Annotated in this window: 22 protein-coding genes; 2 read left to right on the plus strand and 20 right to left on the minus strand. The window is 71.5% G+C overall.

Features of this window, described 5'->3' with window-relative positions:
* Positions 1-52: 52 nt before the first annotated feature.
* The 4 genes from IE124_RS07385 to IE124_RS07400 form a co-directional block, all read right to left on the minus strand.
* Positions 53-520, minus strand: a complete 468-nt coding sequence (locus IE124_RS07385; RefSeq protein ID WP_189506007.1) for a GNAT family N-acetyltransferase — start codon at positions 518-520, stop codon at positions 53-55.
* The gene (locus tag IE124_RS07390; protein WP_189506009.1) at positions 517-1,458 is read right to left on the minus strand and encodes an RluA family pseudouridine synthase; all 942 of its coding nucleotides are present in this window, start codon (positions 1,456-1,458) and stop codon (positions 517-519) included. The genes IE124_RS07385 and IE124_RS07390 overlap by 4 nt, the downstream gene beginning before the upstream one ends.
* 71 nt (positions 1,459-1,529) lie before the next feature.
* Complete coding sequence (gene lspA / locus IE124_RS07395) at positions 1,530-2,126, minus strand: signal peptidase II (RefSeq protein WP_189506011.1); 597 nt, start codon at positions 2,124-2,126, stop codon at positions 1,530-1,532.
* A 67-nt stretch (positions 2,127-2,193) separates the two neighbouring features.
* Positions 2,194-2,955, minus strand: a complete 762-nt coding sequence (locus IE124_RS07400) for a TraR/DksA family transcriptional regulator (RefSeq protein WP_189506013.1) — start codon at positions 2,953-2,955, stop codon at positions 2,194-2,196.
* 568 nt (positions 2,956-3,523) lie between these two features.
* Between IE124_RS07400 and ileS the strand changes: the two genes are divergently transcribed.
* Complete coding sequence (ileS, locus tag IE124_RS07405; RefSeq protein WP_189506015.1) at positions 3,524-6,667, plus strand: isoleucine--tRNA ligase; 3,144 nt, start codon at positions 3,524-3,526, stop codon at positions 6,665-6,667.
* 345 nt (positions 6,668-7,012) lie between these two features.
* On the opposite strand, the gene IE124_RS07410 is transcribed toward ileS, so the two are convergent.
* The 16 genes from IE124_RS07410 to rsmH all read right to left on the minus strand — a co-directional run bounded on the left by IE124_RS07410 (position 7,013) and on the right by rsmH (position 24,869).
* Entirely contained in the window at positions 7,013-8,116 is a 1,104-nt protein-coding gene (locus IE124_RS07410) for a DivIVA domain-containing protein (RefSeq protein ID WP_189506017.1), read from the minus strand.
* A 61-nt stretch (positions 8,117-8,177) separates the two neighbouring features.
* Positions 8,178-8,468 carry a YggT family protein gene (locus tag IE124_RS07415; protein ID WP_055644055.1) on the minus strand — a complete coding sequence of 97 codons (291 nt, stop codon included), beginning with the start codon at positions 8,466-8,468 and terminating at the stop codon, positions 8,178-8,180.
* Between the two features lie 77 nt (positions 8,469-8,545).
* Entirely contained in the window at positions 8,546-9,169 is a 624-nt protein-coding gene (locus IE124_RS07420) for a cell division protein SepF (protein WP_189506019.1), read from the minus strand.
* A 139-nt stretch (positions 9,170-9,308) separates the two neighbouring features.
* Complete coding sequence (locus IE124_RS07425) at positions 9,309-10,028, minus strand: YggS family pyridoxal phosphate-dependent enzyme (protein ID WP_189506021.1); 720 nt, start codon at positions 10,026-10,028, stop codon at positions 9,309-9,311.
* Entirely contained in the window at positions 10,025-10,765 is a 741-nt protein-coding gene (gene pgeF / locus IE124_RS07430) for a peptidoglycan editing factor PgeF (RefSeq protein WP_189506023.1), read from the minus strand. Before pgeF ends, IE124_RS07425 begins: the two co-directional genes overlap by 4 nt.
* Positions 10,762-11,976 (minus strand): cell division protein FtsZ, encoded by a 1,215-nt coding sequence (ftsZ, locus tag IE124_RS07435; RefSeq protein WP_189506025.1) that lies wholly within the window; start codon positions 11,974-11,976, stop codon positions 10,762-10,764. The genes pgeF and ftsZ overlap by 4 nt, the downstream gene beginning before the upstream one ends.
* 281 nt (positions 11,977-12,257) lie before the next feature.
* A complete protein-coding gene (locus IE124_RS07440) occupies positions 12,258-13,055 on the minus strand; it encodes a cell division protein FtsQ/DivIB (protein ID WP_189506027.1) in 798 nt (265 codons plus the stop codon).
* A gap of 20 nt (positions 13,056-13,075) precedes the next feature.
* Positions 13,076-14,170, minus strand: a complete 1,095-nt coding sequence (gene murG, locus IE124_RS07445; protein ID WP_150271171.1) for an undecaprenyldiphospho-muramoylpentapeptide beta-N-acetylglucosaminyltransferase — start codon at positions 14,168-14,170, stop codon at positions 13,076-13,078.
* Between the two features lie 6 nt (positions 14,171-14,176).
* Positions 14,177-15,517: a putative lipid II flippase FtsW gene (gene ftsW, locus IE124_RS07450; RefSeq protein ID WP_189506029.1), complete on the minus strand. Its 1,341-nt coding sequence runs from the start codon at positions 15,515-15,517 to the stop codon at positions 14,177-14,179.
* A gap of 55 nt (positions 15,518-15,572) precedes the next feature.
* Positions 15,573-17,012, minus strand: coding sequence for a UDP-N-acetylmuramoyl-L-alanine--D-glutamate ligase (gene murD / locus IE124_RS07455; protein WP_189506032.1), 1,440 nt, complete (start codon positions 17,010-17,012; stop codon positions 15,573-15,575).
* Entirely contained in the window at positions 16,994-18,064 is a 1,071-nt protein-coding gene (mraY, locus tag IE124_RS07460) for a phospho-N-acetylmuramoyl-pentapeptide-transferase (RefSeq protein WP_189506034.1), read from the minus strand. Before mraY ends, murD begins: the two co-directional genes overlap by 19 nt.
* A complete protein-coding gene (locus tag IE124_RS07465) occupies positions 18,061-19,485 on the minus strand; it encodes a UDP-N-acetylmuramoyl-tripeptide--D-alanyl-D-alanine ligase (RefSeq protein ID WP_189506036.1) in 1,425 nt (474 codons plus the stop codon). Before IE124_RS07465 ends, mraY begins: the two co-directional genes overlap by 4 nt.
* 4 nt (positions 19,486-19,489) lie before the next feature.
* On the minus strand, positions 19,490-21,211 hold the full coding sequence (locus IE124_RS07470) for a UDP-N-acetylmuramoyl-L-alanyl-D-glutamate--2,6-diaminopimelate ligase (RefSeq protein WP_189506038.1): 1,722 nt from the start codon (positions 21,209-21,211) through the stop codon (positions 19,490-19,492).
* Positions 21,212-21,227: 16 nt separating this feature from the next.
* Entirely contained in the window at positions 21,228-23,222 is a 1,995-nt protein-coding gene (locus IE124_RS07475; protein WP_189506040.1) for a peptidoglycan D,D-transpeptidase FtsI family protein, read from the minus strand.
* Between the two features lie 7 nt (positions 23,223-23,229).
* On the minus strand, positions 23,230-23,916 hold the full coding sequence (gene ftsL / locus IE124_RS07480) for a cell division protein FtsL (RefSeq protein WP_370468739.1): 687 nt from the start codon (positions 23,914-23,916) through the stop codon (positions 23,230-23,232).
* The gene (gene rsmH / locus IE124_RS07485) at positions 23,913-24,869 is read right to left on the minus strand and encodes a 16S rRNA (cytosine(1402)-N(4))-methyltransferase RsmH (protein ID WP_189506042.1); all 957 of its coding nucleotides are present in this window, start codon (positions 24,867-24,869) and stop codon (positions 23,913-23,915) included. The genes ftsL and rsmH overlap by 4 nt, the downstream gene beginning before the upstream one ends.
* 342 nt (positions 24,870-25,211) lie before the next feature.
* Between rsmH and IE124_RS07490 the strand changes: the two genes are divergently transcribed.
* On the plus strand, positions 25,212-25,751 hold the full coding sequence (locus IE124_RS07490) for a beta-class carbonic anhydrase (RefSeq protein WP_189506044.1): 540 nt from the start codon (positions 25,212-25,214) through the stop codon (positions 25,749-25,751).
* Positions 25,752-25,760: the final 9 nt, after the last annotated feature.

Consider the following 25,760-nt stretch of genomic DNA (forward strand, 5'->3'; position numbering starts at 1 on the left):
TGACAGGGGGCAGGGGGAACGCCGGAGGAGACGCCCTCGGTGACGCGGGGTCCTACAGCGAGCGCCGCATCGCCCGGTGCGGCATGTCCGCGTCCGGGAACTCGGGGCCGTACGCCTCGTAGCCGAGCCGCTCGTAGAAGCCCAGCGCGTGGGTCTGCGCGTGCAGGTCGACGGCGGTCAGACCGCGCTCGCGCGCCGCGTCCTCGATGCCCCGCACGAGGGCCGCGCCGACGCCGAGGCCGCGCGCGGACTCGGAGACCGCGAGCCGGCCGAGCGAGCCCACCGAGGTGTCGGCGCCGGTCTTGCCGACCGCGTCCGACCCGAAGAGGAGCCGTCCGGTGCCCAACGGCAGCCCGTCCTCGCGCACCGCGAGCACGTGCACGGCGGTCGTGTCGTACGTGTCGTACTCCAGCTCCTGCGGAACACCCTGCTCCACCACGAAGACCTCGCGGCGCACCGCGAAGCAGGCCTCGCGGTCCTCGGGGACGAGCGCCTCGCGGACGCTGTACGCGGTGGTCACCGGCTCTCCGAGGCGATCCGGTCCAGGGCCTTCTGGAGGTCCTCCGGGTAGGTGCTGGCGAACTCGACCCACGAGCCGTCGCCCGGGTGCTCGAAGCCGAGACGGACGGCGTGCAGCCACTGCCGCGTCAGGCCGAGGCGCTTGGCGAGGGTCGGGTCGGCGCCGTAGGTGAGGTCGCCGACGCAGGGGTGGCGGTGGGCGGACATGTGCACCCGGATCTGGTGGGTGCGGCCCGTCTCCAGCTTGATGTCGAGCAGCGAGGCCGACCGGTACGCCTCGATGAGGTCGTAGTGGGTGACGGAGGGCTTGCCCTCGGCGGTGACCGCCCACTTGTAGTCGTGGTTCGGGTGCCGGCCGATCGGCGCGTCGATGGTGCCGCTCATCGGGTCGGGGTGGCCCTGGACCAGCGCGTTGTAGCGCTTGTCGACCGTGCGCTCCTTGAACTGGCGCTTGAGCGAGGTGTACGCGTACTCGGACTTGGCGACCACCATCAGGCCGGAGGTGCCGACGTCGAGACGGTGCACGATGCCCTGGCGCTCGGCGGCGCCGGAGGTGGAGATGCGGTACCCGGCGGCGGCGAGGCCGCCGATGACCGTGGTGCCGGTCCAGCCGGGGCTGGGGTGCGCGGCGACGCCGACCGGCTTCATGATCACGACGATGTCGTCGTCGTCGTGGACGATCTCCATGCCCTCGACGGGCTCGGCGACGATCTGCACGGGCGCGGGCGCCCCCGGCATCTCGACCTCGAGCCACGCGCCGCCGCTGACCCGCTCGGACTTGCCGACGACGGAGCCGTCGACCTGGACCTTCCCTGCGGCAGCCAGCTCGGCCGCCTTCGTGCGGGAGAACCCGAACATCCGGGCGATGGCGGCGTCGACGCGCTCGCCCTCCAGGCCATCGGGAACGGGCAGCGTGCGGATCTCGGGACTCGTACTCACCCGTCGAGTATGCCTTGCGCGGGAGGTACTCCGTACTGGCCGGGCTCCCCGCCCGCTCCCACCGGGTCCTCTCAGTCCTTGTGGACGGTCCCGTCCGGGTCCACGCCCCGGAAGGACAGGAACACGATGAGGATGCCGCCGCAGACGATCGCCGAGTCGGCGAGGTTGAAGACGGCGAAGTTCGCGGGGGCGATGAAGTCCACCACCGCGCCCTCGAAGACGCCCGGCGAGCGGAAGATCCGGTCCGTGAGGTTGCCGAGCGCGCCGCCGAGCAGCAGACCGAGGGCGATGGCCCAGGGCAGGCTGTAGAGCTTCCGCGCCAGCCGGACGATCACGATGATCACGACGGCGGCGATGCAGGTGAAGACGATCGTGAAGGCTTCGCCCATGCCGAAGGCGGCGCCCGGGTTCCGGATGGCGTCGAGGCGCAGCAGGTCGCCGATCAGCGGGATCGCCTCGCGGCCCTCCAGCTTGGCGACCACCAGCATCTTGCTGCCCAGGTCGAGCAGATAGGCCAGCACGGCCACCACGAGCAGCGCGACGATCCTGCGCCTGCCCTTGGGCTGCTCCTCGGGAGCGGCCGTGCCGTCGGCCGTGCCTTCGGGGGCCGCCGGCTCGTCGGCCCCTGCTGAATCCGGCGTACCGATGATGCGCTCCGCCTCTGCCACGTGAGTGAGTCCCTCGACCTCGATGCCTGACCGTGCCCCGAGGGTACGGCACAGGCGTACGAGACCGTCAGCCGCGCCGCTCCTGCCGCTGCTTGTCCTCCACGCAGAGGGTGGCCCGGGGGAAGGCCTGCATCCGCGCCTTGCCGATCGGCTTCCCGCACACCTCGCAGAGGCCGTACGTGCCCGCGTCGAGCCGCTCCAGGGCGTGTTCGGTCTGCTCCAGCATCTCCCGGGCGTTGGCGGCGAGCGCGAGCTCGTGCTCGCGCGTGATGTTCTTGGTGCCGGTGTCGGCCTGGTCGTCGCCGGCGCCGTCGCCCGAGTCCCGCATGAGGCCGGTGAGCTCCTCCCGCGAGTGGACGAGCTCGCTGCGCAGCCGCAGGACCTCCGCCTGGAGCGAGCTGCGGGCCTCCTCGACCTCCTCCGGCGTCCACGGGTCCTCGCCGGGGCGCACCGCGAGCTCACCGGTACGGGCCGTGGGCACCGCGGCCTCGTCCTCTGCGGTCGTCACGCCACCCGCGGTCTTCTTCGCTGCCACCGTCCTGGCTCCTGTCTGCTTCTTCGCGGCGGTCGCCTTCCTGGCGGCCGTCTTCCTCGCCGAGGCCTTCCTGGCCGGGGCGTGCGCGGCGGGGGTGTCCTCGGCGGCCTCCGCGGCCACGGCCGCCGCCTCGGGGTCAGGGGCCGCCGTAGCCTTCTTCGCCGCGGCCTTCCTGCCGACCGCCTTCTTGGCGGCGGTCGACTTCTTTCCGGCCACGTCCTTGCCGTCCACGGCCGCCGCACCGGTGGAGACGGCGGTCGAGGACTTCTTCGCGGCGGTCTTCTTCGCCACCATGTCGCGGCCCCTTCACATTTTGTGATCTTGCTCGCGAATCGTGCTGGGACGATAAATCGGCCCAAGGCCCGCGGCAACGGGGCACGCCGCCGTTCCCACCCGCCCCCGCTCCCCGCAGGGCGGGCCTGCCTCCGTTGTGCCCAGCTCCCCGCCCGGTAATCCGCCCCGCCCCTCCCCCACATGGCCGTAACGGAACTCCGCCCCGCTTCGTATGGCCATTCGGGTGGCGGTCCGGGTGGCCGTCCGGGGCTCGGGAAATACGGTCGGCCACCCCCCGTCGCGGCCCGTACACTGGGCACAGCGAAAGGCTTGGATGGGGACGAGTAGCGTCGTACGCAGCCATGAGCGACCCGGGGACGGTGAGAGCCCGGGGGCGAGCCCGATGTGAAGCATCACCCCGGAGCCGTCGGAAGAAAGCCGTGCGAGAGCGCGGTGACTAGACCCGGCGTCGCGACCCCAATGAGGGGGCTCAGGGAGCGTGCCTGCCCGGAGCCAAGGAGGGTGGTACCGCGGGAGCAGCGCTCTCGTCCCTCCGGACGGAACGACGACAGTCCGCCGGAGGAACCCGATGACACCGCCGCAGTACCGCCAGGTGCCCGCCCAGGTCGACCTGCCCGCGCTGGAGCACGACGTGCTCGACTTCTGGCGCGACAGCAAGGTCTTCGCGAAGACCCTCGAGCAGTCCGAGGGACGCCCCGAGTGGGTGTTCTACGAGGGCCCGCCCACCGCGAACGGCATGCCCGGCGCGCACCACATCGAGGCCCGCGTCTTCAAGGACGTCTTCCCCCGCTTCCGGACCATGCGCGGCTACCACGTGGCCCGCAAGGCCGGCTGGGACTGCCACGGCCTGCCGGTCGAGCTCGCCGTCGAGAAGGAGCTGGGCTTCTCCGGCAAGAAGGACATCGAGGCGTACGGCATCGCCGAGTTCAACGACAAGTGCCGCGAGTCGGTGACCCGCCACACCGACGCCTTCGCCGAGCTGACGACCCGCATGGGCTACTGGGTCGACCTCGACGACGCCTACCGGACCATGGACCCCTCGTACATCGAGTCGGTCTGGTGGTCGCTGAAGCAGATCTTCGACAAGGACCTGCTGGTCCAGGACCACCGGGTCGCCCCCTGGTGCCCGCGCTGCGGCACGGGTCTCTCCGACCACGAGCTGGCGCAGGGCTACGAGACGGTCGTCGACCCGTCGGTCTACGTCCGCTTCCCGCTGACCTCCGGCCCGCTGGCCGGCAAGGCGGCGCTCCTCGTCTGGACGACGACCCCCTGGACCCTGGTGTCCAACACGGCGGTCGCCGCCCACCCCGAGGTCACCTACGTGGTCGCGACCGACGGCGACGAGCGGGTCGTCGTCGCGCAGCCTCTCCTCGAGAAGGCGCTCGGCGAGGGCTGGGTGACCACCGGCGAGTCCTTCACGGGCGCCGAGATGGAGCGCTGGACCTACCAGCGCCCGTTCGAGCTGGTCCCCTTCGACGCCCCGGCGCACTACGTCGTGAACGCCGAGTACGTCACGACCGAGGACGGTACGGGTCTGGTCCACCAGTCCCCCGCCTTCGGTGAGGACGACCTCAAGGTCTGCAAGGCGTACGGCCTGCCGGTCGTGAACCCGGTCCGCCCCGACGGCACCTTCGAGGAGGACGTGCCGCTGGTCGGCGGCGTCTTCTTCAAGAAGGCCGACGAGGCCCTCACCGCCGACCTGGGCGCGCGCGGCCTGCTCTTCCGCCACATCCCGTACGAGCACAGCTACCCGCACTGCTGGCGCTGCCACACGGCCCTGCTGTACTACGCGCAGCCGTCCTGGTACATCCGCACGACGGCGGTCAAGGACCGCATGCTGGCGGAGAACGAGCGGACGAACTGGTTCCCGGACTCGGTGAAGCACGGCCGCTTCGGCGACTGGCTCACCAACAACGTCGACTGGGCGCTCTCCCGGAACCGCTACTGGGGCACCCCGCTGCCGATCTGGCGCTGCGAGGACGACCACCTCACCTGCGTCGGCTCCCGCGCCGAGCTCACCGAGCTGACGGGCACCGACCAGTCGGAGCTCGACCCGCACCGCCCGTACATCGACGCGGTCACCTTCCCGTGCCGGTCCGAGGGCTGCGGGAAGACCGCGACGCGCGTGCCGGAGGTCATCGACGCCTGGTACGACTCGGGCTCGATGCCGTTCGCGCAGTACGGCTACCCGTACCAGAACAAGGAACTCTTCGAGTCCCGCTACCCGGCGCAGTTCATCTCCGAGGCCATCGACCAGACCCGTGGCTGGTTCTACACGCTGATGGCGGTGGGCACCCTCGTCTTCGACAAGTCCTCGTACGAGAACGTGGTCTGCCTGGGCCACATCCTCGCCGAGGACGGCCGGAAGATGTCCAAGCACCTGGGCAACATCCTCCAGCCGATCCCGCTGATGGACCAGCACGGCGCCGACGCGGTCCGCTGGTTCATGGCGGCCGGCGGCTCGCCGTGGGCGGCGCGCCGGGTGGGCCACGGCACGATCCAGGAGGTCGTCCGCAAGACCCTCCTGACGTACTGGAACACGGTGGCCTTCCAGGCGCTGTACGCCCGTACGTCCGGCTGGGCGCCGAGCGCCGCGGACCCGGCCCCGGCCGACCGCTCGGTCCTCGACCGCTGGCTGCTCTCCGAGCTGAACACGCTGGTGGCCGAGACCACCGAGGCGATGGAGACGTACGACACCCAGCGCACCGGCAAGCTGATCTCGGCCTTCGTCGACGACCTCTCCAACTGGTACGTCCGCCGCTCGCGCCGCCGCTTCTGGCAGGGCGACAAGGCGGCCCTGCGGACCCTCCACGACGTGATCGAGACGGTCACGCGCCTGATGGCCCCGCTGACCCCGTTCATCACGGAGCGGGTCTGGCAGGACCTGGTCGTGCCGGTGAGCCCGGAGGCCCCGGAGTCGGTCCACCTCGCCACCTGGCCGGAGGCGGACGCCGACCTGATCGACAAGACCCTCTCCGAGCAGATGCTCCTGGTCCGCCGCCTGGTGGAGCTGGGCCGGGCGACGCGCGCGGAGTCGGGCGTCAAGACCCGCCAGCCGCTCTCGCGCGCGCTGGTGGCGGCGACGGGCTTCGCGAACCTCTCCGCGGACCTCCAGGCCCAGATCACGGAGGAGCTGAACGTCTCCTCCCTGGCCTCCCTCTCCGAGGTCGGCGGCTCGCTCGTCGACACGACGGCGAAGGCCAACTTCCGGGCCCTGGGCAAGCGCTTCGGCAAGGGCGTCCAGGACGTCGCCAAGGCGGTCGCGGCGGCGGACGCGGCGGCACTGTCGCTGGCGCTCCGCTCGGGCGAGGCGACGCTCTCGGTGAACGGTGAGGAGATCACCGTCACCCCCGAGGAGGTCATCATCACGGAGACCCCGCGTGAGGGCTGGTCGGTGGCCTCGGACGCGGGTGCGACGGTCGCCCTGGACCTGGAGATCACCCCGGAACTGCGCCGCGCCGGCCTCGCCCGCGACGCGATCCGCCTGATCCAGGAGGCCCGCAAGAACAGCGGCCTGGACGTGGCGGACCGGATCGCCCTGCGCTGGACGTCCACCTCCCCGGAGACGACGGAGGCGCTGGCGGCCCACGCCGGGCTCATCGCGGACGAGGTCCTCGCGACGGACCACGCGGAGGGCGAAGCCGACGACACGTACGGCCTCCCCTTCGAGGACGAGGGCCTGGCCCTCACGTTCCGCCTCCGCAAGGCGTAACCCACACGCCGAAGGCCCGGCCTCTCCCCTGAGGGGAGGCCGGGCCTTCGGCTTTGTCCCCCCACCCCGCCCCTTACCGAAACCGGGGCGCCGCCCCAGGCCCCACGCCATTCAGCCCGCCCGGCGTTTGAGGGCACGGCTGCCAGGCCGTACGGGGTCCGGGGGCTTGCCCCCGGTTTCGGGAAGGGGCGGGGTGGGGTGAAGGCCCGCCGCCGGGGCCCGCCGCAGGCGCCCCACCCCGCCCCCTCCCCGGGTACGCCGAAGGGCCGGGTCCTGGGGAGTACCCAGGGCCCGGCCCTTCGTAGCCTGCCGACGGCTACGCGTTCAGCACGCGTGCCCGCCGCGTCAGTTGTCGTCCTCGTCGATCAGGAAGCCCCGCATCGGCGCCGGCGCCTGCTGCATCGGCTGGGGAGCCTGCGGCCGGACCGGAGCCATCGGCTGGGTCATGGCCGGGGACATCTGCTGCTGACCGCCGTAGGAGGGCGCGCCACCCATGGACGGCGCGCCGCCCATGCCGCCGTTGCCACCGTAGGACGGGGCGCTCGCGCCGGCCGAGGCCATCGAGGGCGCCGGCGGCAGGGAGGCCGTGGCCGGGGTCCGCGGCGGGGCCAGCGAGTCGTCCGCCTGGGTCTCCAGCTGACGCAGCTGCGACTCCAGGTACGACTTCAGGCGCGTACGGTACTCGCGCTCGAAGCCTCGCAGGTCCTCGACCTTGCGCTCCAGCGTGGCGCGGGCGGACTCCAGGGAGCCCATCGCGACGCGGTGCTTCTCCTGGGCGTCCCGCTCAAGAGCGTCCGCCTTGGCGCGGGCGTCCCGCTCCAGGCCCTCGGCGCGGGAGCGCGCCTCGCCGACGATCTTGTTGGCCTCGGAGCGGGCCTCGGCGATCGCCTGGTCGGCGGTCTGCTGGGCCAGCGAGAGGACACGCGCGGCGCTGTCGCCGCCCGGGGCCTGCGGAGGCTGCTGCTGCATCTGCTGCTGCTGCGGGTGACCCATGGGGCCGCCCTGCATCGGGCCGGGACCCATCGGTCCGCCCTGCATGGGGCCACCCTGCATCGGGCCGGGGCCCATGGGCCCGCCCTGCATGGGGCCGCCCTGCATGGGGCCGGCGGGAAGCTGCGGGGCACCGGAAGGCAGCTGCGGCGGGCCCATCTGCGGCGGCTGCTGCTGGACCGGCGGTCCGGATATGGCCGCGGGCACCGGCGCGCCGGGACCGACGGGACGATCCTGCGGCTCCGGGGGCTTGCGCATGCCCTGCTGCTGCTGGTTCTGCGCGGCGGCACGCGTCGCGGCGGCCAGCTTGGCGCGCAGGTCCTCGTTCTCCCGGAGCAGGCGGGTCAGCTCGGCCTCGACCTCGTCGAGGAAGGCATCGACCTCGTCCTCGTCATAGCCTTCTCGAAGGCGGACGGTCGTGAACTGCTTGTTCCGCACGTCCTCGGGGGTCAACGGCATCTCTTCTTCACCTCTACGTAGTCGTCGGCAGTCGGCAAGACCGTATCGTCCACTTTCACCTTCACCCGGCGAACCTGCTCACGAGGGAGATCAGGATGTAGACGATGATCATCAGAACGAAGAAGGACAGGTCGAGTGCCACGCCCCCGAGACGCAGCGGCGGGATGAGTCGCCGCAGAAGCTTGAGCGGTGGATCGGTGACAGTGTAGGTGGCCTCCAGAACGACCACCATCGCCTTACCGGGTTGCCATGAACGCGCGAACTGGAAGACGTAGTCCATGACCAGCCGGACGATCAGGAGGACGAGGAAGCACATCAGCACGATGTAGACCACCTGTAGTGCGACGCCCATCCCGCGTTTCCCTCTCCCCTGGCTTACGTGCTCTCACTTTTCCGGCCGCGTTGCGGCCGGTCCGTCCGGTTCCGTTCTCAGCTCTGGTTGAAGAATCCGCCCTCTGCGATCCGGGCCTTGTCCTCCGCCGTGACATCGACGTTAGCAGGCGACAACAGGAACACCTTCTGCGTCACGCGCTCAATGCTGCCATGGAGCCCGAAGACGAGTCCGGCGGCAAAGTCGACAAGTCGCTTCGCGTCCGTGTCGTCCATCTCCGTGAGGTTCATGATCACGGGAGTGCCCTCACGGAAGTGTTCCCCGATGGTACGGGCCTCGTTGTAGGTCCGGGGGTGCAGTGTGGTGATGCGGTAGGGCTCCCGCTCGGACACGACCTTGGGCATGATCACCGGTGCGTTCTTCTCCATGCTCGGGCGTTCGGGTGTGATGGATGCCACGGGGGCAATTCGGGCCGGACGTCCGCTTTCGGCGAGTACCGGGACAGAATGAGCGATCGGTTCCCGGGGTGCCGGGGGCTGCTGCACCACACGCACCGGTTCCTCGCGCTCGATCTGTCGCGGGGGGGTGTGGCGCCGCTCGCGCTCGGGCTCCGGCTCCAGCTCGGGTTCGAAGTCGTCGTCGGGGTCGAAGCCCCGGCCGTCGTACCCATCGTCCTCCACGAGGCCGAGGTAGACCGCCATCTTGCGCATCGCGCCGGCCATTCTCTGAGTCCTCCGCTCTGTGGTGGATCGCCGTACAGGCCAAAGTCGCAGCGTCACGAAGTGCCCGCGATCCACAGGCCACCCCGCCGTTCTGCGGAATGACCATATTTTCTGCTGTGGTCCGACTTGCTTCGCGACGTTACCCGAGCTTGGGGCGGACGCCGAGTACCGCCGTACCGACGCGTACGTGTGTCGCCCCGGCAGCGACGGCCTCCTCGAGGTCCGCACTCATCCCTGCTGACACCATGTTCGCAGTCGGACGGGTCGCGCGCAGGGCAGTCGACAAATCCATCAACCGGTCGAAGGCGGCGCGTTGTCTGCCCGCGTACGGACCGGAGAGCGGCGCGACGGTCATCAGGCCGTCGAGCCGCAGTCCGGGGGCGCCGTCCACCGAGGCCGCCAACTCCTCGACACCCTCGGGCGAGACGCCGCCCCGGGCGCCGCGCTCCCCGGACTCGGCGTCGAGTGCGACCTGGAGCAGACAGCCGAGCTCCCGCCCCTCCTTCTCCGCGGCCGCGGAGAGAGAGGAAACGAGCTTCAATCGGTCGACGGACTGCACCACATCGGCATAACCCACCACGGATCGGACCTTGTTGGTCTGCAACTGACCCACGAAGTGCCAGGTCAGATCAAGGTCCGCACACGCGGCGGCCTTGGGGGCGGCGTCCTGGTCCCGGTTCTCGGCGACGTGCCGCACGCCCAGTCCGTGCAGCAGCCGCACATCACTCGCGGGGTAGGTCTTGGTGACCACGATCAGGGTCACCTCCTCCCGCGGGCGCCCGGCGGCGGCGCAGGCAGCGGCGATCCGCTCCTCCACGTGGGCCAGATTCTCGGCGAGTTGCGACTTCCGGTCCGTCATGTCTCTTCCTGGGTCAACCAGACATATCCCGCGAGTCGCCCTGTGGTGCGGTCGCGGCGGTACGAGTAGTGGTCACCGGACTCCCGGGTGCAGACCTCACTGGCCTTCCGGTCCGTGACCCCCAGCCGTTCGAGCTGGGCGTGCACCCCGGCCGTGACGTCGACGGCGGGGGTGCCCCAGCTCGTCTCGGCCCAGGCGGCGGGCTCGATGTCCGTGACCTCGGCGCGCATCGCCTCCGGTACCTCGTAGCACCGCCCGCAGACGGCGGGGCCGGTGCGGGCGACGATCCGGGCCGGTTCGGCGCCGAGGCCGATCATGGCCTCCACGGCGGCGGGGACGACCCCGGAGACCATTCCGGGCCGTCCGGCGTGGGCGGCGGACACGACCCCGGCGACGGGATCGGCGAGCAGGACCGGGACGCAGTCCGCGGTGAGGACGGCGAGGGCGAGCCCGCGGGCCGCGGTCACGAGACCGTCGACCGCCGGGACGGCCTCGCCGGTCCACGGGCCCTCGACCTCGGCGACATCGGCGCCGTGCACCTGGTTCATCCAGACGACCCGCGCCGGGTCGAGCCCGAGGGCGCCGGCGGCCAGCGCCCTGTTGGTCCGTACGGACTCGGGGTCGTCCCCGACCGCGCCGCCGAGGTTGAGCTCCTCGTACGGAACGGCGCTCACCCCGCCCCACCTGTCGGTGAAGGCGAAGTGCGCGCCGTTCGCGTCGAAGTACTGCCCTATCACTTCAGGAAGTCCGGGACGTCCAGCTCTTCGGCCTGGGAGTCCGCGTACGGACGGGCCGGCGGGACGACCGGCGGGGCCGGCGTCAGCGGGGTCTCGTTGACGACCGGGACCGGCTCGACCGGGACGGCGGCCGGCTCCTCGCGGGGGGCCACCGTGCCGAGTCCGCCCATCGGGCGGGAGGGCTCGCTGATGCGGGGCGCCGGAGCCGGCTCCTCGCGCTTGGCCGAGACCGAGCCGATGATGTTGTCCCGGCGGGCCGGCGGCTGGCCGCCGTCGAAGCCGGCCGCGATGACCGTGACCCGGACCTCGTCGCCGAGGGCGTCGTCGATGACGGCGCCGAAGATGATGTTGGCCTCGGGGTGGGCCGCCTCGCTGACCAGCTGCGCGGCCTCGTTGATCTCGAAGAGACCGAGGTCGCTGCCGCCGGAGATGGAGAGCAGCACGCCGCGGGCGCCGTCGATGGAGGCCTCGAGGAGCGGCGAGGAGATCGCCATCTCCGCGGCGGCCACCGCGCGGTCGTCGCCACGGGCGGAGCCGATGCCCATGAGGGCCGAGCCGGCCTCGGACATGACCGACTTGACGTCGGCGAAGTCGAGGTTGATCAGACCCGGGGTGGTGATGAGGTCCGTGATGCCCTGGACGCCGCTCAGCAGCACCTGGTCGGCCGACTTGAACGCGTCGAGCACGGAGACCTGGCGGTCCGAGATCGAGAGCAGTCGGTCGTTCGGGATGACGATGAGGGTGTCGACCTCTTCGCGGAGCTCGGCGATGCCGTCCTCCGCCTGGTTGGCGCGGCGCCGGCCCTCGAAGGTGAAGGGTCGGGTGACCACACCGATCGTCAGGGCGCCCAGCGAGCGCGCGATGTTGGCGACGACGGGTGCGCCGCCGGTGCCGGTGCCGCCGCCTTCGCCGGCGGTGACGAAGACCATGTCGGCCCCCTTGAGGACCTCCTCGATCTCCTCGCGGTGGTCCTCTGCCGCCTTGCGACCGACGGCCGGGTTGGCCCCGGCGCCCAGGCCGCGCGTGAGTTCACGGCCGACGTCGAGCTTGACGTCGGCGTCGCTCATCAACAGCGCTTGCGCGTCCGTGTTGATCGCGATGAACTCGACGCCCTTGAGGCCGACCTCGATCATTCGGTTGATGGCATTGACACCACCGCCGCCGACACCGATGACCTTGATGACTGCGAGGTAGTTCTGCGGTGCTGCCACGTCGAAGGCCTCTCGCCTCGAGTTACGTGTCGCCGGTACGCGGTGGTTGGTCGCGCTGCGACGACGGATGCCGATTGGGGCGGTCCGGAACGCCGACCCGAACCCTAACGTTGAAGTTTAGGGTTACCAGTGTCGCTGTTCGCTGGACTCTTCCGAACAGGACACTAAGTCGACAAGCGGCGCACGTTCAACGAACACGCCGAACCTCCCGTTTTTCTTTTCACCCTATGTGATCACCCGGAGCGCTGGCCAACCAGGGTGCTGGCCAGGGCCGATACCCGTCAACTGCCGGACGAAGCGGGCGCCGTGGGGGCACTTACATCGAAGTGCCCCGCTTTGGGCGAGGCCTTCATGAGGGCGGTCAGCACCCTGGCTTTCACCGGGCCGTGCTCGGCGCTCCCCCAGAAGACGCTGCGCCCGCCGGTCAGCTCCAGAGTGACGGAGTCGTACGAGGTGACGCGGACGACACGAGCGTTCCGGGCGATTTCGTCCGGGAGTTCACCCCTGACGCGGACCGCCTCCTTCAGCAGCCGGTCCGCGTCGAAGCGGCGCAGGCTGGGCGAGGCGGACGCGTCGAGGACGAGCCGGGGGACGCCCTTGGGGGCGGTGTCGACGGTGGCGAACCGGACGCCGGTCGCGTCCACTTCGATGAACTTCGTGCCCTTTTCCAGCAGGAGAACGGGCTTCCGTTCCGTCACTTTCAGACCGATTCCGTGCGGCCAGGACCGCACGACGTCGACCGATTCGATGCGCGGCAGCTCCTGCCGGAGCCGCGCCTCGATCGCCTCGGTGTCGACGGAGACGAGCGGCGCGCCCGTCGGGACGGCGGCGACCGCCTCCACCTCGCCGGGGGTCAGCACCCCGGTGCCGGAAGTCTTCACACGTTCCACACGGAACCAGGTCGATCCGTAGAGCGCCCAGATCACCCCGGCGGTGAGGGCGACGACGCCGAGTACGACGAGGAGCACGCGGGGGGCGGGCACCCGGAATCGCTGATTCCGGGTGCCCGTGCGGGACGGCCGCTCCGACTTCGGCCTCTTCGCGCCGCCCTTCTCGGCGGTCGTCGATCCGGCTGCCACGCTTCCGCCCTTCGCCGCCGCTACGCCTGTCGGCGGGCGGCGATCGCCTCGTACACCATGCCGACGAGCAGGTCGTCGGCGTCCCGGCGACCGAACTCGGCAGCTGCGCGGGACATCTCGTACAACCGGTGCGGATCGGCCAGTACGGGCAGGACGTTGCCCTGCACCCACTGCGGCGTCAGCTCCGCGTCGTCGACGAGGAGTCCGCCGCCCGCCTTGACCACCGGCTGGGCGTTGAGCCGCTGTTCGCCGTTGCCGATGGGCAGCGGGACGTAGGCGGCCGGCAGCCCGACGGCGGAGAGCTCGGCGACGGTCATCGCGCCCGCGCGGCAGAGCATCATGTCGGCCGCGGCGTACGCGAGATCCATCCGGTCCACGTACGGTACCGGCACGTACGGCGGCATACCGGGCATGTTGTCGACACGCGGCAGTTCGTTCTTCGGGCCGACCGCGTGCAGGATCTGGATGCCGGAGCGCTGGAGCACCGGGGCGATCTGCTGGACGACCTCGTTGAGCCGCCGGGCGCCCTGCGAACCACCCGAGACGAGCAGCGTCGGCAGGTTCGGGTCGAGCCCGAAGGCGGCGCGCGCCTCGGGACGCACCCGCGCCCGGTCGAGGGTCGCGATGGTGTGCCGCAGCGGGATGCCGATGTAGCGGGCGTTGCGGAGCTTGCTGTCCGGGGTGGCGACGGCGACCCCGGCCGCGTACCGCGAACCGATCTTGTTGGCCAGGCCGGGCCGGGCGTTGGCCTCGTGGACCACGATCGGCACGCCGAGCCGCTTGGCCGCGAGGTAGCCCGGCAGCGCCACGTAGCCGCCGAAGCCGACGACGCAGTCGGCCTTCGTGCGCTCCAGGATCTGCTCGGCGGCCTTGATGGTGCCGCGGAGCCGTCCGGGGACGGTGATCAGCTCGGGGGTGGGCTTACGGGGCAGCGGTACGGCGGGGATGAGCGCCAACTCGTAGCCCCGCTCGGGCACGAGCCGGGTCTCCAGACCCTTTTCCGTGCCCAGCGCTGTGATCCCCACGCTGGGGTCCTGCCTGCGCAGGGCGTCCGCGAGGGCCAGCGCGGGCTCGATGTGGCCGGCGGTCCCCCCGCCGGCGAGTACGACATGCACCGAAATTCACCGCTCTCCGGACGGGCGCTTCTTGACGCGCCGTCGCATCGACTTCCATCTCACCCCGGCCCGCTTGCCCCAGCCGGGGCGGCGCAGGGCCAGGGCCGCTTTCGCGGCGGGTTCCTGTCGCGCGAAGGCGATGAGGAGCCCGACGGCGAACATGGTCGGCAGCAGGGCCGACCCCCCGTACGAGAACAGCGGGAGCGGGACTCCGGCGATCGGCAGCAAGCCGAGCACCGCACCGATGTTGATCACGGCCTGCGCCGTGATCCAGGTGGTCACGCCTCCCGCGGCGTACCTCACGAAGGGGTCCTCCGTGCGTCCGGCCACGCGGATACCCGCATAGCCTAGAGCCGCGAACAGGGCGAGTACCGACAGCGTCCCCGCGAGACCCAGTTCCTCACCGGTGACCGCGAAGATGAAGTCGGTGTGCGCTTCAGGGAGTTGGCCCCATTTCTCCACACTGGCACCGAGTCCGGAACCGAACCATCCGCCCGAGGCCAGAGCATAGATTCCGTGCGCGGCCTGGAGGCAGGGGGCTCCCTCGCCGCCGGGGTCGGTCGCGCCGATGCAGTCGAAGCGCTTCATCCGGTTGTCACTCGTCTTGATCAGCAGCACGCCGATCGCGCCGGCGACGGAGAGCACTCCGACGAAGAGCCGGGTGGGCGCGCCGGCCGTCCACAGCAGGCCGAAGAGGATCGCGGCGAGGATGATGGAGGTGCCCATGTCGCCGCCGAGCATGATCAGACCGAGCAGCATGAAGGCCACCGGGACCAGCGGGACGAGCATGTGCTTCCACTGGGTCAGCAGCCTCATGTCCTGCTTGCGGGCGAGCAGGTCGGCCCCCCACAGGATCAGGGCCAGCTTGCCGAACTCGCTGGGCTGGAGCTGGAAGGGGCCGCCGAGCGAGATCCAGTTCTGGTTGCCGTTGACCGAGTGCCCTATCCCGGGGATCTGCACGAGCACCATCAGGAAGACCGCGCCGACCAGGATCGGGTAGGCCAGCGCCCGGTGCAGCTTCACCGGCATCCGGGAGGCCGCCAGGAGCAGCCCGGTGCCCAGGAGCGCGGCGAAGAACTGCTTCCGGAAGAAGTAGGAGGGCACGAGATCGTAGCGGAGTGCCGTGATCATCGAGGCGGAGAAGACCATCACCAGGCCGAGCATGGTGATGAGCAGGGCCGCGCCGATGATCACGTAGTACGCCGTGAGGGGCCGGTCCCAGGCCTTCAGCGCCCGCTCGTACAGCCGCCGTACGCCCCGGCCACCGGGTCGCCGCGGGGTCGCCGGTGACCGCCCTCCGCCGCGTACGGCGGAAGGCCTGCGTGTCCCGGCGATCTTGCTCGGCATGGTCGCTGCCCCCTCCGGTCGTGCCCGGTCCGGCCGGACCCTCCCACTGGTCAGGTCAGGCGTCCCCGGTGGCGGCGAGGGCGCGGACCGCGTCCGCGAAGGCCTCACCGCGCTTGTTGTAGTTGGTGAACATGTCCATCGAGGCGCAGGCCGGGGCGAGGAGCACCGTGTCCCCCGGGCGGGCCAGCCCGGCCGCCTCCCGGACCGCCTCGGACATCGCCCCAGTGTCGGTCCGGTCGAGGTCCACCACCGGTACCTCCGGGGCGTGTCGCGTCAGGGCTTCGCGGATCAGCGCGCGGTCGGCGCCGATCAGGACGGCCCCGCGCAAGCGCTTCGCCGACTTCTGTACGAGCTCGTCGAAGGCGGCGCCCTTGGCGAGGCCGCCGGCGATCCAGACGATCGGGTCGTAGGCCGCCAACGAGGCTTCGGCGGCGTGGGTGTTGGTGGCCTTGGAGTCGTCGACGTACGTGACCCCCTGGACCTCCTCGACCAGTTCGATGCGGTGCGGGTCCGGCCGGAAGGCCTTCAGGCCGTCCCGTACGGCCTTCGCGTCGACGCCGAAGGCGCGGGCGAGGGCGGCCGCGGCGAGGGCGTTGGCGATGTTGTGCGGGGCCGGGGGCTGGACGTCGGTGACCTCGGCGAGCTCCTGGGCGTTCTTCTGCCGGTTCTCGACGAAGGCGCGGTCCACGAGGATGCCCTCGACGACGCCCAGTTGGGAGGGGCCGGGGGTGCCGAGGGTGAAGCCGATGGCTCGGCAGCCCTCCTCGACGTCGGCCTCGCGGACCAGGTCCTCGGTGACCTTGTCGGCGACGTTGTAGACGCAGGCGACCTGGTTGCCCTCGTAGATCCGGCCCTTGTCGGCGGCGTACGCCTCCATCGAGCCGTGCCAGTCGAGGTGGTCGGGCGCCAGGTTGAGCACGGCGGCCGAATGGACGCGGACGGAGGGCGCCCAGTGGAGCTGGTAGCTGGAGAGCTCGACGGCGAGCACGTCGTACTGCTCGTCGCCGAGGACGGCGTCGAGGAGCGAGACGCCGATGTTGCCGACGGCGGCGGTCCGCAGACCGGCCGCCTCCAGGATCGAGGCGAGCATCCGCACGGTCGTGGTCTTGCCGTTGGTGCCGGTGACCGCGAGCCAGGGGGCCGCGCCGGGGCCGCGGAGGCGCCAGGCCAGTTCGACGTCGCCCCAGACCTCCACGCCCGCCTCTGCGGCGGCCGTGAAGAGCGGCTTGTCGGGCCGCCAGCCGGGGGTGGTGACGATCAGCTCGGTGCCGGACGGCAGGGTGGCCCCGTCGCCGAGGCGGACGGTGATGCCCTCCGCCTCCAGGTCGGCCGCCTGGGCCCGGGAGCGCTCGTCGTCGCCGTCGTTGACGACGGTCACGAGCGCGCCGAGGCCGTGCAGGACGCGGGCGGCCGGGATGCCGGACACCCCGAGCCCCGCGACGGTGACCTTCTTGCCGTTCCAGTCGAGCTGTTCTGTCACTTCTCTGCTGCCCATCCCGCGTAGAAGAGGCCCAGGCCCACGATCACGCACATGCCCTGGATGATCCAGAACCGGACGACGACCAGGACCTCGGACCACCCCTTGAGTTCGAAGTGGTGCTGGAGGGGGGCCATCCGGAAGACGCGCTTGCCGGTCATCTTGAACGAGCCGACCTGGATGACCACGGACATCGTGATCAGCACGAACAGGCCGCCGAGCAGGGCCAGCAGAAGCTCCGTACGGGAGCAGATGGCGAGACCGGCGAGGGCGCCGCCGAGCGCCAGCGAGCCGGTGTCACCCATGAAGATCTTGGCCGGCGAGGTGTTCCACCACAGGAAGCCGAAGCAGGAACCCATCAGCGCGGAGGCGACGACCGCGAGGTCGAGCGGGTCGCGCACCTCGAAGCAGGCGTTGGGGTTGGTCAGGGTCATGGCGTTCGCACAGGACTCCTGGAACTGCCAGAGCCCGATGAAGGTGTACGCGCCGAAGACCATCACCGAGGCGCCGGTGGCCAGGCCGTCCAGGCCGTCCGTCAGGTTCACGCCGTTGGACATGGCGAGAATCATGAAGAGCGCCCAGATCACGAACAGGACCGGGCCGATGGACCAGCCGAAGTCCGTGATGAAGGAGAGCTTCTCCGAGGCGGGCGTGAGCCCGCGCAGGTCGGCGAACTGCAGCGACAGCACGGCGAAGGCGATGCCGACGATCAGCTGGCCGGCCATCTTCGCCTTGGCCCGCAGGCCCAGCGAACGCTGCTTGACGATCTTGATGTAGTCGTCGAGGAAGCCGACCAGGCCCATGCCGGCCATGAGGAACAGCACCAGGACGCCCGAGTACGTCGGGTCCTCACCGGTGATGACCTTGGCCAGGGCGTACGCGATGAGCGTGGCCAGGATGAAGGAGATGCCGCCCATGGTGGGCGTGCCCTTCTTGCCGGCGTGGCCGCGCGGGCCGTCGTCCCGGATGAACTGCCCGTACCCCTTGCGGGCGAGGAGCTTGATGAGCAGCGGGGTGCCGATCAGGGTCAGGAAGAGCCCGATGGCCCCCGCGAAGAGGATCTGCCTCATCGGACGGCGACCTCGCCCTCGGTGTCGAGGAGCGCCAGGGCCACCTTTTCGAGGCCGACCGACCTGGAAGCCTTCACAAGGACGACATCCCCCGGGCGCAGCTCACTGCGCAACAGGTCGACAGCCGCCTGCGCGTCGGACACGTGCACCGACTCCTCACCCCACGAACCCTCGTTATATGCGCCCAGTTGCAGCCAGGACGCTTCCCTGTCCCCGACCGCGACGAGCTTGCTGACGTTGAGCCGGACGGCAAGCCGTCCGACCGCGTCGTGCTCGACGAGCGATGCGTCCCCGAGCTCGGCCATCTTGCCGAGCACCGCCCACGTACGGGCCCCTCGGGCCTGTGCGGCCCGGCCCATGGACGCGAGCGCGCGCAGGGCGGCTCGCATGGACTCGGGATTCGCGTTGTAGGCGTCGTTGACGATCGTCACGCCGTCCGGACGCTCGGTGACCTCCATGCGCCAGCGCGACAGGGTGCCGGCCTCGGAGAGCGCGGTGGCGATCTCTTCGACAGGCATGCCCAGCTCGTGCGCGACGGCGGCCGCGGCGAGCGCGTTCGACACGTGGTGCTCACCGTACAGGCGCAAGGTCACGTCGCTGCACCCGGTGGGTGTGTGAAGCCTGAAAGAAGGCTGTCCGTTCTCTGTGAGGAGGACGTTCTCGGCCCGTACGGCCGCTTCGTCCGCTTCGCCGAAGAGGACCACGCGGGCCTTGGTGCGGCTCTCCATCGCGCGGACGAGCGGGTCGTCGGCGTTGAGGACCGCGACGCCGCCCTCCTCCGCGGAGGGCAGGCTCTCGACGAGCTCGCCCTTGGCCTCGGCGATCTGCTCCCGGCCGCCGAACTCGCCGATGTGGGCGGTGCCCACGTTGAGGACGAGGCCGATACGGGGCGGGGTGAGGCCGGTGAGGTAGCGGATGTGCCCGATGCCTCGGGCGCCCATCTCCAGGACCAGGTGCCGGGTGTCGTCGGTGGCCTTCAGCGCCGTGAGCGGCAGGCCGATCTCGTTGTTGAGGGAGCCGGGCGTCCACACGGTGGGCGCGTGCCGGTCGAGGACCTGGGCGATCAGGTCCTTCGTCGAGGTCTTGCCGGCGGAGCCGGTGAGGGCGACGACGTCGGTGCCGAGCCGCTTCACGACCGCGCGGGCGAGGGCCCCCAGCGCGGCCTGGACGTCGTCCACGACGATCGCGGGGACGCCGACGGGGCGGGCGGCGAGTACGGCCGCCGCTCCCGCCTGCACGGCGCGCTCCGCGTAGTCGTGGCCGTCGACGTGCTCGCCCGCGAAGGCGACGAAGAGGCTGCCGGGCCGCACTTCACGGGAGTCGATGACGACGGGCCCGGTCGCCCGTGCGGCCGGATCCGGTATGTCGTGCGTCTGCCCGCCGACGATTTCGGCGATCTCGGCGAGGGAGAGGGCGATCACTGCTTCATCCCTGACTGTTCTGGTGGCTGTCTGTGTCCTTGCCGCCCACCAGGGCGGCCCGGCCGTTCTGTTCGAGGGTCGCCGCCTGTTCGAGGATCGCGGCGCGCAGGACCTGGCGGTCGTCGAAGGGGCGTACGACCCCGGCGATCTCCTGGCCCTGCTCGTGGCCCTTGCCCGCGACCAGGACGGTGTCGCCCGGCTGCGCGCGGGCCACGGCGGCGGCGACGGCGGCTGCGCGGTCGGCGAGGACGAGGACCTCGCCGCGCTCCTCCGCGGGGACCTCGGCGGCGCCCGCGAGCATGGCGGAGAGGATCACGAGGGGGTCCTCGGAGCGGGGGTTGTCGGAGGTCAGGACGGCGGTGTCGGCGAGCCGGGCCGTGGCGGCGCCCATCGGGCCGCGCTTGGTGGTGTCGCGGTCGCCGCCGCAGCCGATGACCACGTGCAGCCTGCCCTCGGTGACCTCGCGCAGGGAGCGCAGGACCGATTCGACGGCGTCCGTCTTGTGGGCGTAGTCGACGACCGCGAGGTACGGCTGGCCGGCGTCGACCCGCTCCAGGCGGCCGGGGACGCCGGGGACGGCGGCGACGCCCTCGGCGGCGCTCTTCGGGTCGATGCCCGCGGTGGCCAGGGTGGCGATCGCGGCGAGGGTGTTGGCGACGTTGAACGGGCCGGGCAGCGGGGCCGTGGCCGCGATCCGCTCTCCCCCGGGGCCGACGGCGGTGAACGTCGAGTCGTGGGAGCCGAGGACGACGTCCTCGGCGCGCCAGTCGGCGTCGGCGCGGCCCTCGGCGGAGAAGGTGACGACCGGGACGGCCGCCTCGCCGGCGAGGCGGCGGCCGTACTCGTCGTCGAGGTTGACCACGCCGAGGCGACTGCGCTCGGGCGTGAAGAGCCCGGCCTTCGCCCGGTAGTAGTCGTCCATGTCGGAGTGGAACTCCATGTGCTCCGGGCTGAGGTTGTTGAAGACGGCGACGTCGAAGACGCAGCCGTCGACCCGGCCGAGCACGAGGGCGTGGCTGGAGACCTCCATGGCGACCGCGTCGACGCCCCGCTCGCGCATGACGGCGAAGAGGGCCTGGAGGTCGGTGGCCTCGGGGGTGGTCCGCTCCGACTTGATGCGCTCGTCGCCGATGCGCATCTCGACGGTGCCGACGAGGCCGGTGCTCCGCCCGGCGCCGCGCAGGCCGCCCTCGACCAGGTAGGCCGTGGTGGTCTTGCCGGAGGTGCCGGTGATGCCGATCTGGAGGAGGTCGGCGCCGGGTCGCCCGTAGATCTCGGCGGCGAGCTCGCCCATCCGGCCGCGTGGGTTCTCGACGACGAGGACCGGCAGGCCGGTGGCGGCGGCGCGCTCGGCGCCGGTCGGGTCGGTGAGGACCGCGGCGGCTCCGAGCCCGGCGGCCTGGGCGACGAAGTCGGCGCCGTGCAGGCGGGCGCCTGGCAGGGCCGCGTACACGTCTCCGGGGCGTACGGCCCGGGAGTCGTGCGTGATGCCCGTGATGTCCACGGGGCCAGGGCCGGCGCCGAGGATGTCGGCGCCCAGCTGTGCGGCCAGGTCGCCCAGGGGTGTCGGGCGGGCCTGCTCCGGCCGGGGCGGGGTGGTTCGGTACTGATCAGCGTGTGGCACGGCGGTGAGCGTACCGGGCTCACCCTGTGCGGGGCCAAAAGAGCCCGGGGCGTCGCCGGAGTTCGATTTCCGGTTCCCGGAATGGGGGGTGATCGTTGTCACTGGTGCTCCCGGAGTGTCACGGGGTGGGTTCGAAGTCGACCGGCAGTCGGGCGGGCTCGCTGCCCGTGGGGGCGACGTGGAGGGTCTTGAGGGCGAACTCCATGACCTTCTTGTAGATGGGGCCGCAGATCTGGCCGCCGAAGTAGCTGCCCTTGGTGGGGTTCTGGATCGCGCAGTAGACGGTGATCTGCGGGTCGTCGGCGGGGGCGAAGCCCGCGAAGGAGGCGGTGTACCCCTTGTAGCGGCCGAGTTCGGGGTCGACCCGGTTGGCGGTGCCGGTCTTGCCCGCGACCCGGTAGCCGGGGATCGCGGCCCTGGTGCCGGTGCCCTCCCGGTCGTCGACGACGGACTCCAGCATCTTGGCGAGGGTGCCTGCCGTCTTCTCGCTGACGACCCGGGACTCCTTGGGCTCGGGGGCCGGGGTGAAGCGGCCGTCGGGGCCCTTGGTGCCGCGGACGAGGGTCGGTTCGACGCGTACGCCCTTGTTGGCGATGGTCGAGTACACGGAGGCGGCCTGCATGGCGTTCACGGAGAGGCCCTGGCCGAAGGGGATCGTGTACTGCTGCGAGGTGGACCAGTCTCCCGGCTTGGCAAGGATGCCCGGGGTCTCCCCCGGGAAGTCGAGGCCGGTGGGGCTGCCGATGCCGAACTTGCGCAGGTAGGAGTGGAGGACCCGGTTGGACTCGGACTGGGTGGCGCCGAGCCGGCCGGTGGCGAGGATGGTGCCGATGTTGCTGGACTTGGCGAGGACGCCGTTGAGGGTCAGGTACCAGGTCTTGTGGTCGACGTCGTCCTTGAAGAGCCGGTCGCCGCGGTGGAGCCGGTTGGGGACGGTGACATGGGTCTGGGGGGTCGCCTTGCCCTCCTCCAGGACGGCGGCCATGGACATGACCTTGCTGGTGGAGCCGGGCTCGTAGGCGTCCTGGAGGGCGGCGTTGCCCATGGAGGCGGCGTTGGCGGCGGAGAGGTCGTTGGGGTCGAAGCCGGGGGCGTTGGCCATGGCGAGGACCTCGCCCGTCCGCGTGTTCTGCACGACGACGTAGCCGCGGTCGGCCTTGGACTTCCCCACCTGCTCGGTGATGGCCTGCTGGGCGGCCCACTGGATGTCCCGGTCGATGGTGAGCTCGATGTCGGAGCCGGGCACGGCGGGGGTGCCCTGGGAGCCCGCGGTGGGCACCTGGCGGCCGCCGGACTCGGTGAAGCGGACCTTGCCGTCCTTGCCGGCGAGCTCCGGGTCGAGCATGGACTCGACGCCGCCGGCGCCCTTGCCCTCGGCGTTGACGTAGCCCAGTATCCCGGCCGCGAGCTCGCCGTTCGGGTACACGCGCTTGGTGCTGGGCTCGCTGAGGACGCCGCCGAGCAGATTGACGCCGGTTCCGCCGGTGGCGCGGGCCTTCTCCCCGTAGACCTTCCTGAGGTCCTTGATCTGGTTCCAGACCTGCGGGGTCTGCTTGCGCGCGAGCAGGGTGTAGCGGGACTTGGGGGTACGGAGCTTCTTCGCGAGCTCGGCGGGCTCCTTGCCCAGGATCGGGGCGAGGAGGGCCGCGGCCTGCTCGGGCGCGTCGGGGACCTTGGACTCCTCGGGCGTGAAGAGCTTGGGGTCGGCGGTGATGTCGTACGCGTCGACGCTGGCGGCGAGCGCGATGCCGTTGCGGTCGGTGATCTCGCCCCGCTCGGCGGAGAGCGTGTGGTCCTGGAAGCGGTACTTGTCGGCCTTGGCCGCGTACGCGCTGGCGTCGACGGCCTGGACCTGGAGCAGCCGGACCACGAAGACCAGCATGACGAGGGTCAGGCCGAGCGAGATCAGCCGGAGCCGGGGCCGGGGGCTGCCGAGCCGGATGGTGCGGGGCCGGCGGGCCGGGGGCCGCGGGCCGGGGCGCTTCGCGGCCGGGCGCGGCGCGGGGCGCGAGGCGGCGGGACGCGAGGGGCGCGCTCCGGCGGAGGCGGGCCGGGGGCGGGCGGGCCGGGCGGGTCCGGGGACGCGGCGGCGGGGTGGCTCCTTGGAGGGCACTGCGCGGTCACCTGCCGGAGGGGTGTCGGGTTGCGGCTGCGGGGTCCTGGCCTGCCGGGGCTGTTCCGGCCTGGCCGGTGCCGGGGAGGCCGGCACCGGTGGGGTCCTGGCCTGCCGGTACCGGCGCTGTCGTTGCCTGGCCGGTGCCGGGGAGGCCCGGGCCGTTGGGGGTCGGGCCGGTCGGGCCGGTCGGGCCGGTCTCGGCGTTCATGGCCTGGGCCGCGCCGGTGCCCGCGGTGGCGGCGCCGGCGGTGCTCGGAGTGGCGGTGTTCGATGGCGGCTTCGGGGAGGCCGTGGTGGCGGACGGCTTGGGGGTCGGCTTCGGGGCGACCGCGACCGAGGGCTCGCCGAGCACCTTGCCGTCCGGGCCGAGGAAGGCGGGGCTGCCGCCGGGGACCATGCCGAGCTCGCGGGCCCGCCGCTCCAGGGCGTCGGGGGCCGCGTAGTCGTCCACGTCCCGCTGGAGCGCCTGCTCCTCGTCGGTGAGCTCGGTGGTCCGGTCCTTGAGCTCGCGCAGCTTGAAGGAGCCCTGGTTGAGGGCCGAGTTCAGCAGGAGCAGGGCGATGAGCCCGCCGCCGAGGAGCACGAAGACGAGCAGGACGAAGGGGGTGCGGGCGGCCGAGCTGGGCCCCGACGGCATGAGCCGTCCGAGTCGCGCGGCCCGCCCTTTGAGGGGCCCCTTCGCCGTGCTCACAGCACGTCCTCCCGGATGCGCTGCGCGCCGCGGAGACGGGCGGGCGCGGCGCGCCGGTTCTCGGCGACCTCTTCCTCGGTGGGGAGCTCGGCGCCCCGGGTGAGCAGCTGGAGGCGCGGCTGATACTTCTCCGGGACGACGGGGAGTCCGGGCGGCGCGGTGGTGGCGGCGCCGGCGGCGAAGACCTGCTTGACGATGCGGTCCTCCAGCGACTGGTACGAGAGGACGGCGACCCGGCCACCGACGGCGAGGGCCTTCACGGCCGCCGGGATCGCGTTCTCGACGGCTTCGAGTTCGCGGTTCACCTCGATGCGCAGGGCCTGGAAGGTCCGCTTGGCGGGGTTGCCGCCGGTGCGCTTGGCCGCCTGGGGCAGGGAGTCGCGGATGAGCTCGACGAGCCGGGCGCTGTTGCTGAAGGGCTCCTTCTCGCGCTCGCGCACGATCGCGGAGACGATCCGCTTGGCCTGCTTCTCCTCGCCGTAGGCGCGGAGGATGCGGACCAGTTCGCCGGCCGGGTAGGTGTTGAGGACCTCGGCCGCGCTGATGCCGGTCGACTGGTCCATGCGCATGTCGAGGGGGGCGTCCTGCGCGTAGGCGAAACCCCGGTCGGCCTCGTCCAGCTGCATGGAGGAGACGCCCAGGTCGAAGAGGACGCCGTCCACCTTGGGGATGCCGAGCCGGTCGAGGACCTCGGGCAGCTCGTCGTACACGGCGTGGACGAGCGTGGCCCGCTCACCGTAGGGCGCGAGCCGCTCGCCGGAGAGGCGCAGCGCCTCCTTGTCGCGGTCGAGGGCGACGAGCCGCACCTCGGGGAAGCGCTGGAGCAGGGCCTCGCTGTGGCCGCCGAGGCCCAGGGTGCAGTCGACGACGACCGCGCCGGGGCGCTCCAGTGCGGGGGCCAGCATGTCCAGGCACCGCTGGAGCATCACCGGGACGTGGCGGTCGTTGCTCAATGCGCCCTCTCAGATCCGGCGCGGTGGGACGTACCGCCGGGTCCGACCGGCGAGCGGGAGGAGGCCGAGCCGTAAGTACCGCCGCACACACGGGGGAGAAACCGCGGAAATCGCTCGATGTCTCCGTGAACTTCGCGTCACTTTAGTCCACGTCACCCGCCGGTCAATCAACCGGCTGGCGCGTCGCCCGGGTCCGGTGACGGGCTCGGACATTCCGGGCGGCTCACCCGTTCGGGGCCGTCCACCCGAGGCCTGTGGGTTAGCTCACAACAAGGCTCGTTGCGGTTCTTTGTCCCCTCTCACAGCAGGCCGCACGGGGCTGTGACCATTACCGTCGGAACCATGTCGACCTCCGCGCACCCCTCCGCCGACGTGATAGCCGCCGACTCCACCGTCACCGACCGCCTCGTACAGGCGAACGAGCAGTACGCCGCCGCGTTCACCGATCCCGGGATGGACGCGCGCCCCGTGCTGGGCGTCGCCGTGGTCGCCTGCATGGACGCCCGCCTCGACCTGCACGCCGCGCTGGGCCTCGAGCTCGGCGACTGCCACACCATCCGCAACGCGGGCGGCGTGGTCACGGACGACGTGATCCGCTCCCTCACCATCAGCCAGCGCGCCCTCGGGACCCGCAGCGTGGTGCTGATCCACCACACCGGCTGCGGTCTGGAGTCCCTCACCGAGGAGTTCCGCCACGAGCTGGAGATGGAGGTCGGCCAGCGGCCGGCGTGGGCGGTCGAGGCCTTCCGTGACGTGGACCAGGACGTCCGCCAGTCGATGCAGCGGGTGCGGACCTCCCCGTTCCTGCTGCACAAGGGCGACGTCCGGGGCTTCGTCTTCGACGTGACGACGGGCCTGCTCCGCGAGATCGACCCGACGTAACCGACCAAA

The sequence above is a fragment of the Streptomyces narbonensis genome, assembly GCF_014649015.1.
Classification (GTDB): Bacteria; Actinomycetota; Actinomycetes; order Streptomycetales; family Streptomycetaceae; genus Streptomyces; species Streptomyces narbonensis.